The sequence below is a fragment of the Spirochaetota bacterium genome (genome assembly GCA_025061835.1).
GTDB lineage: Bacteria > Spirochaetota > Brevinematia > DTOW01 > DTOW01 > SKYB106.
The window spans coordinates 45,738-61,956 of record JANXAC010000003.1 but is presented as its reverse complement, the minus strand read 5'-3'; the positions used below and the strand labels follow the sequence as shown (position 1 = coordinate 61,956).

The following is a 16,219-nucleotide window of genomic DNA, read 5'->3' as shown; positions in this document are numbered from 1 at the left end:
GTATGGAAAAGAAGTTATTTATCAATGTTTCTGATGAGGGCAAATTCATCCTTATAAAGGCAAAGGGAAGTATAAATTCCTACACCTACGATGACTTTCAAAAACAACTATACGATGCTATTGAAAAAAAGAGTGTCTGTATTGACTTAAGCGAGGTTGATATCCTTTCATCTGCTGGGCTCGGAACCATAATGTATGCCATTGAGAAAGGAGAAGAAAAAGGTTTTAAGGTGTTCATCCTATCACCATCATCAGTAGCACTTGAAGCAATCAATTCAACGGGTTTCAAGGATATGTTCAATATTGTATTCTCACTATCAGATGTAAAATGAAGTTTCTTATAGAAATACGCAACAATAAAAAAGGGATATTCTTGATAAATGAATTTATAGACAGATTGAGATTTGATCTGCCAATAAAAGATAAACTTAAAGTAATACTTACCGAGATAATTGAGAATATTCTACATCATTCAAATACAGACAAGATAACAATAAGCATACGGGAGTATAAAAGTAAGAAGGTAAGCATATTGATCTTATTTAAGTCAAACGATTTTGAGATAGTCATCCAAAAAATACAAAACCCAAAGTTATATCTCAATTATTCAGAGAAAAGATACAGAGGGCTCGGTGTAATTATGTATCACAACTTATCATCGTTAGTTATGTATAAATTTAGTAATGGATTTGTTAGGATACTCGTATTACTATAACCTAATAGTCAATTCTTACTTCCGCAGGGAAGGATTTTCTTATAACATTACCAACAAACTCAAACTCTCCTTGAACTACATAAATTCCTTTCTCTGCCAGCTCCCCGTCGCTCTTCTTGAGATCCCAAACGATTGACTTAAACTCAAGTGGTTTTCCACTTGCTATCTTACCATCCTTAGTAAGTTTTATGTTAGCACTTTCCTTAAATTCCCTGATAATACTACCATCCCTTTCTGATACTACAACAATCCTATATGAGATGACATTACTTACATCCCTAAAGGAACTCACTGTTAGCTTATCGGTAGGCGATGTGATAACCTGCTTATCAGGAATGAGTATTATGTTCCTTGGGTCAGCACTTATTATTATATTCTTCTCAACCTTTTCCGAGACATTACCAACATCATCATAAGCAAAAACTTTAAGTTTGTAAATATCATCATAAAGTGGAGATCCAACCTGCGACTTGCCATCCCATTCAATGCTCTTTGAAACCTTCGGCAAAGACTTAGCATTCGTAAGGTCATAGTAATAAACAACATTTTCGCTACTATCAATTATCCTATATCCCCAATACTTTATACCTACATTATCAGCAATATCAATATCAATGTTTATTTTACCGTATTTTTCATTACCCATAACTATCATCTTCGGTCTTACAAGCAAAGATATAGTAGGAGATTCTTTATCATCCTGTGCTAGTGTTCGCTTGAGTAAAAAGTCAAAGTCATAGGAAAGTTGAACATTATGAGACGCTCCTATGAAGCCGAGGTTGTATAAAGAATACTTCAGTGTTGCACCATACCACGATACATCAAAACCTCCACCTAATCCTGAAAGGATACCTAAATCTTTTGAAGGTAGAGTATCATAACCCAGCCTGACTCTTATAACACCATCCCAGAATGTTGGTATCCAACTATATTCAGAACCAACCTTGAGAGAAAAACCACTACCATAGACAGAATCAAGTTGTCCAGTTAAACTCACAGAATGCTGATTATCTGGTGTATTGAATATGGTATAGAAAGCGCCCAGTGATATCCCCATAGGTATATCTATATTCGTGCTACCTATACCTATGTTCTTTATAGCAAGTCCTATACCTACTCCTTCAACACTACTTATTGCTCCAACATCCAATACAAACGAAAGAGATGATACATCATCAACACTTTGTCCTGCTAACTTGAGAGCGAACCCTATTGATAATGCATCCGAAAACACTTTCTTGTATCCAAGTCCAAAAAGATATTCATTAGCATATACTTTACCATCAAGTTCGTTTATATCACTCCACCTCTCTTCTTCTGTCCCCCAGAAAGCAAAGCCCAAACCACCAACACCGTCAAGCAAAGGAATCTCCTTAACCGGAACTTTGAAACTACCATAAAATTCAAGATAACTAAACCCTAGAAATCTATTCTGATAACCTAAAGAGACCGAACCATACTTAACATTCGGTATTCCAGCAGGATTCCAAAACATACTCTCATTATCACCACCTACCGCAACATAAGCCCCTCCAAGCGACAAAGGTCTAGGACCTATAGTATTTTCAAGAAGCGTTAGCGCAAAAACATCAGCAGAAACCAAAACAAACAAGCAAAAAACTACAACTCTTTTCATAAAATACCTCCTTATTTTATCATTATTCTTCTTATAATAACCTCAGAACCGTCTTCAATGACAAGCAAATATATACCTTGTTTGAGTATAGTACCATCATCAGTTCTCAAGTTCCACTCAAAACTATACTTGCCTGGCTCTAGTTCTTTTGCATTGACAATCCTTCTCAAAAGCACTCCATTCATACCTACAACATATACCTTAACCACAGATCTCTTCGGAACATTCACAACAATCCTAACATTACCACCAACATTAACAGGATTAGGGAATGAATGAATATCCAAAACATCATCCTTAAGGTTAAACCTAATCAGTCCAAGGTCTTCTAATGTATGCTGTAGCACCTCTGGTATAGTAAGAACCTTCTCAAACACTAAATACTTATCCTTCTTAACAACAAACTTATAAGTTGTAGGTATAAGTTTCACAGTGAATGTTCCATCGTTGGCAGTATTGATTGTCTTTATAAGTTTTCCAGTTCTGGCTTCATAAGTTTCAACAATTGCACCTGATATCGGACTACCACTTACTTTCTCAACAACCTTCCCGAATACATCAGTCTCCATCCTGACTGTGATAACCCTAACAAAGTCAGTCTTGTTAGTATTCTTCATAGACACAACTTTAAAGAAAACAACATTACTCTCACCTATAGCAACATTCTCAGCATTTATAAGTTTGACATCAACCACCAAAACAAAAGAGTTCGTCCCAGAAACAACATTCGTAACACCGATGTTTGTTATCCTGAAAGTTATATCATCACCATGCTGGTCTCTTACTGTAACAGCCCACTTGTTTGATACATACAATTCACCAAAGGCTTTGACAACATAGGTATCTTCAACAACATCATCATTATCCACTATGACGGAGTATATAGATGGCTGTATAAGCATAACATAACCCAAACCTGTTGAATTTGTAATATCATTAGTGTTTGTCTCATAAATATTATTACCCGCTAAATTACCACCACTTGATACTGGTATAACCTTAATATCTGGTCTTGGTTTAACTAACAGATAGTTGATCGTTGCTGAATCATTAACTAATTTTCCTTGCGATAAGGCTTCTATACTCACAGTATTGACACTACCACTAGGTATTCCAGAATTGTTACTTAAATAAATAACGACTTGACCTGTAACAACACTACTAGGTGAAATACTGACAGTATAACCATTATTCGTAAAGTCGTTGATTATACTATTCCATACACCACCCTGATTAACCTTTATCTCATAAACCCAGTTAGTATTAGTGTTGAAAGAACCTCGTATAGTGATATTCTCTGCTTTATCCAACCTATCATTCTGAACATAGAAGTAATTAGTCAATGTCTCTCCTTCCTCTATCTTATTCGTAACTGACTGATTATCTGGAGAATAGACATTGTCATGCTCAGACACTATAAAAACATCAGGTCTTCCTTGATCAATGATCCTAAAAGTTATATTAAACTCATCCCTAACGAGTTTAGAATACGAGAAAAGTTTAAGATTTACAGTATAATTACTACCAAGAGTGTAAGTTGAATTAGAGTCAAGTGTTACAATAACATCCAGGTTTTTGATACCCAGAGGTGGGACAGCGGATATGTAAGTTCCTGTATTGGTAGCAGAATGTGTTACATCCACTCCATCAATAACATACTTAACAGACCAATCTCCATATCCACTATTCGCTTCAAGTATAAAATCAGAAGTCCTGTCATTCTTTGCGTTCATTATAATGATACTTTGAGTTATTACATTGCCCTTCTCTATAGTATTCGTTATCCTCTGTGGTATAGGATAGAAGATGTTACTACCAGTACTAGAGATAAGCAGATCAGGTCTATTCTTATCCTTAACAATGAAGTTCAATTTAAAGTTATCATTTGAAACACCTACCCAAGAATATAGTCTAACAGTTGTGTCTAAAACATCATCAATCTGATTAGTAGAGTTTGTTGTAAGGAACGCCTCAATCTTGAGTATCACATTACTATTCCCCAGGATTGGAAGATTGGTATAACCTGAAGAGTTAGTTATATTCGTTGTAATATTGATCCAATCAACACCGTTTGTTGATAAGAAGTATCTTAACTTAAACTCACTATAACTACTACCTGATGACCATACCTTCATCGTTTCAGTCTTGTATCTTCTATTTCCCAACAGAATATTGAACTCATTCGTAACCCCTTTCTCTATTTCAATGTCCTGAATTTGAATTAGAGGAGTAGTTTCATAAATGTCAAAGCCATTGGATACACCAGATACTACTGAATAGATATCTGGTCTCCCCATATCAGTAAGGACATATCTAATCTTTGCTCTATCAACCTTCAACTTACCTTGCGAGTCAACCCTAACATCAATTTCTGCAAGAGTGTTGAGAGGTAGTGTAGTATTGGAGTCAGCATACATAATTATCCTCGTCGTAACTGAAGTTCCACCCAAGACCACCTCATGCTTCGTTGATAAGTTTGTAACTTCGGATGTGATATCCACCCAAGAAGAACCAACAAGTTTCTCTACTTTGATACTAAAGTCTTCAATCGCAGGCTTAGAAATGTAAAGAAGATTAGTTTCACTTATAGTCCTCCAGTTACCAACATAAATAATGTTAGTGATATAATCACCCTTACCTATGTAGGTAGTTAGTATTTGTGAAGAAGGAGTAGACTCAAAAACATTACTCCAGCCACTGCTTGTATATATGTCTGGCACTCCCCTATCAGTTATGATAGAGACAACTTTAATTGTATCTATACCCCCTTGATCATTCTTAACCGCAATATTAAAGTTCGTAGTCTGTCCCAGACCATAGGTAGAGTTATGTATTGCCTTTATCTTTACATATATAACGTTAGTTCCTGATGGTAGAAAAGATATAGAATAACCATTTCCTACTACATAAGATGTAATATCATTAGTAGAACTTGAGTAGTATGCGATATCCCACTGATCTTTATCATTATCCCCAATTACTACAAAATCACCACCAACATCAGGGTTTTGATTACTTATGAATATAGGTATTATGTCTCCTAGAGCCTTGTCAAAGTAGTTAGTATAGGCCACAGAATAGTTCGTGCTAATAACCCCTTGACCTACACCAGACAAAGCATAAACATCAGGTATCCCAACGCCGAAAACTACTCTGAATACTCCAACATCTTCTAGTTTAGTAGTGTTCCCAATTACACTAAACTTCAAAGATATAGTATCATTGTTATTTGTTGCAGTTATTGGTTTCGCAATTATCCTAAATAACACATCACTATTACCTAAAACAGAGTTAGTAATACCACCAGTATTAGTTATGTTAGCAGTAACATTACTCCAATGAGATGAAGCTGTAAAATCAGGGTTATCTATATCGCTTCCCGTGTATAATAAGATACTGTAATCCCAATCATTATTCTTGACTAACTCACCTACCTTAATGATAAAGTTTTCAGAAACGGGTCTTCTATTCTTGACTCTAAAAAGCCCTTCTTTGTATGTTGTATCATCGTTAGGATAGGAATTATACACAAGTTGATCCGACACATTTGTATTAGTTGTAAATAGATTAAATCCTCTGTAAGAGAATTCATTCGTATTTTTAACTACTAGATCAGGAGGTAATGCTCTTTCCACATACAATAGAAGTCTGTCTACCACACTGGCCTTGAGAGGAGAATTCAATAGGATTGACACTCTATTAGTACTACCAACTGAAGCCCCAAAACCTGTGCCCTCATTAGTTGAGAAAACATATAACTTGAGTTGGTATGTTCCACCTGAAGGAATAATTGGTGTTGTCCAACCAGAAGGATTTGTCACACTTGCTGTAATATCAGACGAAGGATTTGAAACAACTATCCTCCACTGAATATTATTAGCATTCGTTATTCTTACATTGAACTCAAAAGATGAAGGAGATGGGTTTGATAGTATTATGGTATATTCACTATTTGATACTGTATAAGTGTAAAATTCTTGAAGGAATATGTTATCTGTTATTAAGTTATAACCGTAACTCCCATATAACGAGGATACAACGATAGCATCAAGTCTGGTTGATACAAGCCTATCCTCAACTGAAACTGTATCTCTTTTGCTATCAGTATTCGTATCACCTTCACCATACGCCACAAAATAGACTCCCATAACCTCATTAGCACCAGTTGGATATGTAGAAGGAGAAATGATACGCAAGATTATGTTACTACCGATATTTGTAGGATTTAGGTTTGAAACAATAAATCCTTGACCTGTGATAAGTGCAGTTATGTCAGAAGAACCATAGAAATACTTAACATCCCACCCAGATGCAAAATTGCTACTGAAAGCCTTTATGGTATAGTTTTGAGGATAACTACCTAGGTTAGTTATTGAAATCTCATAAACGTTTGTAAGTCCGTTATCAATACGGTTTGATACTTTCTGGATAGAATAATTTGTAGAAAACACACCTGCCCCAACCCAGTCAAGCGATCCCTGTTTCCTCACAACAAGTTCGGATTTAGTAACAACAGCGGTAACAACAACCCTAGCAACATCTTCCTTAGTAGGATCACTCTGGGAGATAGATTTCAAAACTATGTTTTTAACGGTATTAGTTGGAGTAGAGGAATTGGTAGGAGAGATTCTAATCTCAATGACAGGAGAGTCTGCCATTGAAGCGAGATTAACTGAAAATGTTCCACCAACAACGGAAGATGTAACATCTAAATTGTTTGTAAAATACCTTATACTCCACCATCCATCTCCACCAGTTCCTTGAAGAGTTATATTATCAGCACCACCTCGGTTTCTAATGATGAGGTAGAACCTCTTCTCTACTCCAACATCCATTACCGAGTTCAAAGTCTGACCAGAACCATCAGAGTTTCTAATATCATCACCTATGTAAGCAGAATTGTCATAACTTACTCTGTTATCAGGTATTGAGGAACTTACAACACCTTGAAGTGCAACCACATCAGACTCCTTGTAACTACCATCAGGAAGTTGAGTATCAATCCGTCCGTAGATTGTGTATGTGCTACCTGAACTAAGACCAGAAGAAGGTCTTAGAAAAGCCCTAACAACTAGAATGTTTGAGTTACCACCTGTGTATGGTGATAGATTAGTTACAAAACCGGAGCCAGTCGCTATAGAAGTTATGTTTTGATTCGTAACCCATTCAGTACCATTATTCGTGCAAAGCCAATACTCAACAGTCCAACTAGGATTACCTGGCGTTCCTCTAAACCTAAAATTACTTACCACAGTCCCATTGTTTACAAAATAGAAAAACGCTTTAGCGGATTGGAGTCCATCGTTATAGACATAATCAACAACACTCTGACCACTACCGCTAGTATTAAGCACAAGATTACCAATCCTATCGCTACCATCACTTACCTTACCAATTAGTCCATCACCAAAATAGTAATCAACAAACTCTACCTTAAGGTTTGTCAAAACTATCGTATTCGTTCCACCATTAGACCTGTTATCAAGTGAGATGAAAACAAGCACATTACCTTTCTGTGATGAAAGTTGAAGCAATTGCGAGTTTGTATTCGTTGATACAACATAGTTTGCTGAAGCACCACTAGGAGTTGTTTCAGGGCTAACATAGAACAAAGATGTTGAGTTATTATAATTTGACAAGAAAGAAGGTCTAACTCTCACATTCAATGGAACTACTGCAGTATCAACATCAGGATTGAACAGATTCTTTATCCTAAATGTAGCAAAAGTAGTATAAAACCTGTCCATCTGATTTATAGATTCCACTACATTACCGAATATATCAACCTTTACAAGCCCAATCTGACCAAATACATAAACAAAATTTCCATCACTAGCTATCCTCGCGTGGTGAGTTATACCATACGGCTGCAAATTAATGTCACTAGCCCACACTTTCTGACCAGTATGTATATTCACTCTCTGTAACATAGCATGGTCATTCTGAACATCGCCGTGATTAATCCATACAACATACGCAGAGTCACCCATCAAAACAATGTCAGGATAAGCATCTGCAACACCTCCACCATTCGCAACTTTAACATCATCAGACCAAACTCTCTCAAAATCATTAACACCATTGTTATAACACCTTATTTTTTGTATAAACACCTTTGAACCATACCCACTCCTAAAGTATTTGAATACTACATACATATTAGTTTGATCATCAAAATCAATACCAACAGTTTCTTCCGTAGTTCCATACCAATAGTTAGCAGATGAATAAGAAGTATGTTGATTTAGTGTTTTATCGTTAAGGGTCCCACCCCAGCTAACCCTGTTTCCACTAACTGGATCTATTCTCTGTGCTCTTACATTCATAAACCCACCAGTGCTATTATTCCAAACAACATACAGATACCCATCAGGTCCTATCTTCATATCAATACCACGATTAACACCAGACGATGTATTTACCTGAACATCCCAGATATCACTTCCATTGTTAGCATTGAGTTTCCTTAATCTTACATTGTTACCTATGAAATAAGCCACAAACAATGAATTGTCATTACTACGATAAGCAACTGCAGGCTGATAATTAACTGTATTAGTAATTACCCTATCCTGAGTTGAACTACCCCATAGGATTCGTCCATTATTAGAAACTTTTTGAACGATAATTGACCAGATGTTATTTGTCAAATCAGAATATACAACATACAGATTACCATAGTTATCAACCGTCGCAACAGGATACCTTGAGTCACCACCAGAATATGAAACAATGGCATCGTTAGTATTGGTTCTCATCATCACACTGTATGTCCAATTCTTTGTTCCATCAAAGTTATAACTATAAGCAAAAACATCATATCTAAAGTTAGCGTTATTCACGAATGGTGTTCCACCGTAAAACGAAGAATAAACATTCAGTTCCTCAACAAGGTAAAGCTTAGAATTTGCCTTATCTGCAATAACATCAACTATCGGGCCATCCCATCTCCACATAAACAGACTGTTTATAGATAATCTACCACCACCCCAAACACCTATAAAGGCATTGTAAGAGTCAAGATGTGCTGAACTAGTAAAATCTTCATCCCAAACAAGAGTGTTTGAAGATGTCTTGTAAATTACACCTCCAAACACAACACTACTCATAAGTATGAATACAAAACTAAACAAAATTCCTTTCATACATAAACCTCCTACTTACTACTTAACGAACAATTTTTTAACAATAACTTCTTTACCCGTATTTATTGTAAATACATAAACACCTTGTTTAACATACGCTCCGTTCTCATCCGTCCCATCCCATATGAAGTAATAGACACCTCTCGGTTTTCTCTCATCCCTAGCAATATGCTTAACCAGTTTTCCGTTCAAGTCATATATTGACACAGAAACAACCGTATCCTCGTTTAAAGCATAAACAAAACTACCACCTTTACCTACCTGTATTGGGTTAGGGAATATTCTAACATCAACCTTATCCGCCGTCATATTGAGACCGACCAGATCAAAATTAACAATATTAGTTCCTATTTCAAAGTAAATATTGGTAAATGCTCCCACATATGCGCTTGCTTCTGCTTTCATCATATACAATCCTCCGACAACAGGATAAACAGGTGCAGAGTAATTACCATTTGTATCTGATTTAACAACAACTTTCATACCATAAGGATCAACAACCTCAACAACCGAATTTGGAATACCATTACCTGTCTTTTTATCTCTCACTTTGCCAACTATGAACATACTCTCTATTGAAACAGTATTAGTTATAAAATCTTTACGAGAGTTATTCTTGTATGACCAAACCTCAACAGTTTGATAAAACACATCCGCAGGATTCACCTCAATAGAAGGTTTTATCACAGTCTTTATGATATAAAATTCCCCGTGACCAACTAATGGAGTGAGATAACTACCTTGTCTAACCAAATCTGTTACATCATTATTGTTTAGGTCATAATACTTAACATCCCAAACAGAATTTCCTGTATTAGCCTTAACATAGAACCTTTCACTGACTTGATCTTCATTCTTTATACCCAAATAGACTGAAATAGGTGTATTCTTGAAAGTTTTTACATTTTTACCATTATCCAAGTATGAATTAAACGAGAATATGTTATCATAACCTCCAGCACTCCTTACATCAACATCAGGATCAACTACAACATCCCTTAGAATAATATAGTCATAAATATTATTCTCCACATCAACCGTCTTCATTGAAAGCCTAAGATATGAATGAAACCCACTTCCAACAGATGTATTCGTGTTAGTCAGTATTCTAACAACCCTAACAAAAGAACTCTGACCTGAGCCAATCTCTATAATATAGTTTGAATTAAACACTTGAGAAGTTATATCTGTATCATTATGCGAGAATATTCTGGTAATAAACATCGGAGAGTAATTACTCTCAGCGGAAACAACAAACTTAACAGGAGCACCCACGCTTATAGAATTACTCAAAACAACATAGTAAATGTTAGTTTCATTGATTTCAATCTTGTTCGTAATAGCACCATCTATTACATTGATACCTACAAACTCACCATTATCATCCTCATTCCTAGCAAAAATATCCGCAACAGCATCAATATATAGTATGTTAACAGTAAGAGTAGATGAAACATTAGTGTTTTTCTTACTCCTCGCAGTTATGCTGAGAATATTGGTAGTGCCGCTAGTAAGTTCAGTTGTATTAGTTATAGTAAATGTGAATAACATTACAGTATTACCATCAATATTACCTGTTTCAAAACCAGTCCCAAAGAATGAAGAAGACAGATCAGTTGAGTTTGTAAAGAACTTTATATTCCAACCAACAGAAGATGATTGAGTTGCTTTCACAACAAAGTCTTCCCAAACACTATCACCATTAGATACTATAAACATTCCAGTAGAAGACTGATACTTACCCACATATGCAGTAACATTAGAACTATAAGTTGGTAAAGACAAAACACTAACCCTAGGTATTACAACTTGATTGGTTATATAAACGAAATCAAATACACCAGGATTATCGTAAAGGCTAAATTCGTATCTAATTATCACCTTATCACCTGGAAGAGCACTTGGTTTTGGAACGACATAAACCGATAGATAATCCTCTGGAAAGTTATTTATAGCGTTATAGTTACTCAGATAATTAGTGTATCCCAGTGTTGATGTCAAATTTGTTAAATGAATGTAATTTCCATCCTTGTTGGTATGGTAGATATCAAACTTACCTGTATCTCCATACAATACTGCTTTCAGTCTAAACCGCGGATACCCTTGTATCGGTGCTATGTTCCTCATTACTATCCTATACCTACCTATTTCATTCGTCTCAATCTTGTAATAGTCATAACTTTCAGGACCAAACTGATTTGTTCCTTTCAAAGTCCCTGTATAAATATTTGAGACAGCAACATCCGGTAATCCCGGTGTGATAATAACCTCATACCAGATTGTGTCAAACCTTACCTCTTTAGTTACCGTCTCAAAACTGAAGAAAAAGAAAACGTTGTCATTTACATAACCATTACTATTCACAATTTGCATCCTCAAAATTCTCTCATAGCCATTCGTTATTGTATTTGTCCAACCAGCATTAGTGTTGGTTATGTAATAAGTTACATCATTCGTCTGTTCATCAAAGAACGAGAAAACCCAATTAGTAATGTGATTGTTCGGTTGAGATCCATTTGAAATGGTAGCATATATTCTAAACACATCTCTAAAGTCTCCAACATTCCTGAACTTTAATACTATATCACTTCTTGGGTAGTTTTTTGTTATACCATACAGTGAATAGTTTCCAGGACCAAACTCATTAGTCACAATATTTAATCCTACAAGTAAGCTCTCATGATACGCATCAGGAAGTCCTCTAACCACTATCAGACTATGCATTCCCTTATCCACAATATTAGTTCTAAAAACGCTTATGAAATCATACTTGAGTTCAAGCATGTTGCTCACAGCACCATTCGTAGTTGCCAAATCAAAAGAAACAGCGTTAGTCAAAAATACACTAACCAACACTTCAACAGTCTGTCCAACTGAATATGTATTCGTCCAACCATTGTTAGTAACATGAGATGTTATATCGTTGGTTAATGAACCAACAACAGACCTGAAAGTATAAACCCAGTCTTTTAAACTTCCTCCCTTATTGGTTATTGTTGCCTTAAGAATATAAGGTTGAACAGATAAAGTATCATTCTTCAGCCTAATCCTAAACGAATTAGTCATTCCTGCTATTATTTTATTACTCAGACTACCTTGTCCCTCATAGGTTCCGGAAACAGTCGGTACATCAATCCAACCACTCAATGGTGCCCAAACACCCATATCAGGTTTGACACTTATAGCCCTGTTGGATACAACAACAACATCCTCTTGAGATGCTACATAAGAAGAATAAGCTTTGACCTTGATTTCAACAATTTGATCATCAGGAACACTCATCTGAGGATAAGAAACAACCTTTAGTGTTATACTGCTACCTAGAGGTAATGTCAAATTAGTAGTGTTAGTTATGTTATGAGTAATATCATCATCAGAAGCACTTAAATACTTCACAATCCACCCTGTAGGTTGCACATCTCCTACGATGTTGATAATATCTGGGTCAGTTGTACTGTCGTTTTGAACTACAATGAAGTTCGTTACTATCTCAACACCTCCCTTCATAACTAAATTAAAAGTATTTTGGTTCATACCTGTTGAGTTGTAAATATCATTACCTATCATACTTGACAACGAACTTCCAATAAGGACATCAGGTCTTACCTTTATGTTTCTAGGTCTTGCCCAAGCATAGTCATAAGCATTCGTGAATGTAGTTGAAATAGTATCCAACCTAACCCATGGTTCAACACCACTATCAACAGTCCCATCTGGTGTGTATTCCGCTTTTATGTCAATCCATTCATCTTGCTGTAAATAAACATTAATACCGGCATTGGTTATAGAAGATGTTATCTCAACATCATTTGTATAGTACCTCTCACTCCACCCGGGGTTCGTAATCTGTTGTGCTTTAACAAAGATTGTGTCAGGTTGATACCCATCATTCTTTACTCTAAAGTAATATGTAAGTCCAACATTATTGACTGTCCTAACCATTATAGATTGTGTAAGCGTAGTATTGGTAGATACATAGTTACCCTCATTAACCCCACCTAGCATATAAATGTTTGTTGATACTACTACATCAGGTTGAACTTTGTGATTCGTAATTACAAACATGACGCTATCCTTTCTCAAATTATCATTGATTGCATTGGTATTCGTTGAGAAGGAGAAAAATCTTAAAGAGAGAATATCATTGGTAGTAGCGTTAGTTTTAGGAGATACTACAACCATCAGAACTTTGTTCTGTCCAGAATTTATATTCAGATAGTAAGGATAAGACGATACTAGTTGATTATCACTTATATTACTCACCAATATGTTCCAATCAGACAGAGAACCAATACTTGATGAGAAGTTGTTAGTTATTGCTATAACATCGTTTAGGATTCCTCTATTGAATATTCTTATGTAATTGGTATAAGCCGTCTCATACCCGTAGAACCTAGAATTTGCTTTAGCAGACCATGACTGTGATGAAGGATGAAGCTCATAAACATTAGTCCCAATTACACCCGAGGCATTACTTATTGCCATATCTGGTAAATACTTTCTAGCATACACAACAAGTGTCATCGCATCGTGTTGGTAATTGCCATTCGTAGCAGACGTGTATAGATAGAACTCACCTATCTCACCATCATACGAAGAACTTGGAGGAGTTATCTCTAATCTGAAGTTAGTGAATTGTCCTGGTAGTAATGAAACACCATAAGTTCCATTATTGACTTGAGGTTTTATATTGTTATTGTTAGCATCAAAAAAGTCGTATGACCAGGATTTACTAAAACTACCATACAAATAGAAGTTACCACTAGAATTACCTATGTTAAGTAGTCTCAAATGGAAAACAGCCTTATTTACACCATCTGACAAGACATAGTTTGTAATTATTTGAGAAGATAGAGCACTACTTATGTAATTGCTACCAACATAAGTTGTAAAGTTAGAGTTCGTCGAAGCAAATATATCTCCAGTTTGATATCCCAAAACCTCTAACGAATAACTATCAACCCAAAAATTACTCTTACCATCTCCAGAAAATGTTATCCTTACCCTCAAGTCGGAACCAATATTGGTGAAATTCACAACAGTATTCGTTGGTGTAAGATACCAATTGATACCATCGGGCGACGTAAAGAAATTTATCTGCTGACCATTGGTAGCAAAAGTTGAGTTTAATCTAACTGAACTTGCGGTTCCAACAGACCCTGCTAAAACTCTTGTAGAAAGCATTGAAGATACTTTCTTATACTCTACATCCTGCACTTCCTTGACAAACAATAAATTCCCAGCAAACCCATCATATTTCGCAACCTTCACTCTTCTCTTACCTACCCCTCCATCTTCATAAAAGAACACGAACAACTCACCAGAAGGAGATACATAAAGTTTAGGTTGTCCTATATTGTAAGTAGGATTATACAAAGCAGAGTCAAGAGATACATCACCTAACACAGAACCATTCTGGTCAACTTTAGCAACCCTTATGCTCCTACCACTTCCAGATGTAGCAAGGTAAGAAACATATAAGTTTCCAGAACCATCATAGTGTATAGAAGGATATTCTTGAACATCACTACCACCAGCAACCAACCTAACGGACGGAGAGGACCAAACAAAAAAACCTGTATTAGTATTTATTCTCGTTATAAAAACATCAGAATTACCATTTCTCCTATCAGCAAAGACAATGTATAAGTCTCCTGATAGATATACAAGATCAACCTTAGGAGCAGCATGAAGCATGTAATCAAACACTACTCCTCTACCACTAATATTAGTACCACCACCCCACGAAGTAGAATAGGTATTATTCGTTGATAACCTATTTATCCCAACACCGAAGTCCCTAGATGGAGACCATATCCAATGCTGACCAGTAGCATAAATAAAACCATTTGTGTATATAACCTCACCCGCTATTATGAAATCACCAAAGGTTGTCATGAAAGCAGTTCCGGGATTTATACCACTTATCCAATATTGGTTACCAGATGAGTCTATCTTAGAAATCCAAGACGTATCTCCACTACCTATCCTACGCCACACCTGTATAAGATACAAATTACCAACATTATCAACAGTTGATGATGCCTTATATAGGATCGGAGTATAGTCTATCTGGTCCCCAAAGTTATTATCAACTCTCCTTGACCAAACAAGAGAAAAAGAACTGCCTGTATCTTGCCATCTACTAGCAATAGTTCTGTAAAAGTTATTAAAGTTATAACCAAAGGAGATATAGATATGATTGTTATCATAAACGGATATTGTAGGGCTAATAGCGAAATTATAATACTCATTTGAGTTGGTAGTTGCAATCATTGATATCTCTATGTTGGTTGAAAATAGTATATTACCATTACCATCCATTTTCGTAAGAAATACTTGTGAGTATCCATCATACCTTCTATCAGCCCAAACAATATAGAAATTTCCATTGTAGTAAGCAAAATCCCCCCACTCTTGAAACCAATAATATCCTGAAGTCACATCTGGATACCCTACTTCTAGGGTACCATTCGTAAGATTAGCAGTGAAACTACTGATATTGGCAGCAGTATTAAAATCCTCATAAAAGGTAATCTGCCCATACAAATGATATGACAGAAACACAAACATCAAAACTAAAAGAACTTTATTACTCAAACTCGTCATTAACATACCTCCTACTAAAGTCTCACTAAAATAATATTATAGCAAATTTCGTATCGTAATAAAATCAACTTCATTATATTCAAATTACATACCAAAATTACTAAATAATCCTAA

5 protein-coding genes are annotated in these 16,219 nt (G+C 35.7%); 2 read left to right on the top strand and 3 right to left on the bottom strand.

What is annotated here, in order from left to right; all coding sequences use genetic code 11:
• Window positions 1-2: 2 nt before the first annotated feature.
• Together NZ579_02235 and NZ579_02230 are read left to right on the top strand one after the other, a co-directional pair.
• Entirely contained in the window at window positions 3-332 is a 330-nt protein-coding gene (locus NZ579_02235) for an STAS domain-containing protein (GenBank protein ID MCS7298766.1), read from the top strand.
• Entirely contained in the window at window positions 329-715 is a 387-nt protein-coding gene (locus NZ579_02230) for a hypothetical protein (GenBank protein MCS7298765.1), read from the top strand. Before NZ579_02235 ends, NZ579_02230 begins: the two co-directional genes overlap by 4 nt.
• Before the next feature lies 1 nt (window position 716).
• On the opposite strand, the gene NZ579_02225 is transcribed toward NZ579_02230, so the two are convergent.
• Genes NZ579_02225 through NZ579_02215 form a run of 3 tightly spaced genes read right to left on the bottom strand, consistent with a single transcriptional unit; the run spans window position 717 to window position 16,111 of the window.
• A complete protein-coding gene (locus NZ579_02225) occupies window positions 717-2,351 on the bottom strand; it encodes a hypothetical protein (GenBank protein ID MCS7298764.1) in 1,635 nt (544 codons plus the stop codon).
• Window positions 2,352-2,362: 11 nt separating this feature from the next.
• Window positions 2,363-9,496, bottom strand: a complete 7,134-nt coding sequence (locus tag NZ579_02220; GenBank protein MCS7298763.1) for a T9SS type A sorting domain-containing protein — start codon at window positions 9,494-9,496, stop codon at window positions 2,363-2,365.
• An 18-nt stretch (window positions 9,497-9,514) separates the two neighbouring features.
• Window positions 9,515-16,111 (bottom strand): T9SS type A sorting domain-containing protein, encoded by a 6,597-nt coding sequence (locus NZ579_02215; protein MCS7298762.1) that lies wholly within the window; start codon window positions 16,109-16,111, stop codon window positions 9,515-9,517.
• Window positions 16,112-16,219 lie beyond the last annotated feature (108 nt).

Excerpts from the sequence above, each read along its gene's own strand:
- NZ579_02215 (MCS7298762.1), bottom strand. The coding sequence starts at position 16,111 with ATGTTAATGACGAGTTTGAGTAATAAAGTTCTTTTAGTTTTGATGTTT.
- NZ579_02220 (MCS7298763.1), bottom strand. The coding sequence starts at position 9,496 with ATGAAAGGAATTTTGTTTAGTTTTGTATTCATACTTATGAGTAGTGTT.
- NZ579_02230 (MCS7298765.1), top strand. The coding sequence starts at position 329 with ATGAAGTTTCTTATAGAAATACGCAACAATAAAAAAGGGATATTCTTG.
- NZ579_02225 (MCS7298764.1), bottom strand. The coding sequence starts at position 2,351 with ATGAAAAGAGTTGTAGTTTTTTGCTTGTTTGTTTTGGTTTCTGCTGAT.
- NZ579_02235 (MCS7298766.1), top strand. The coding sequence starts at position 3 with ATGGAAAAGAAGTTATTTATCAATGTTTCTGATGAGGGCAAATTCATC.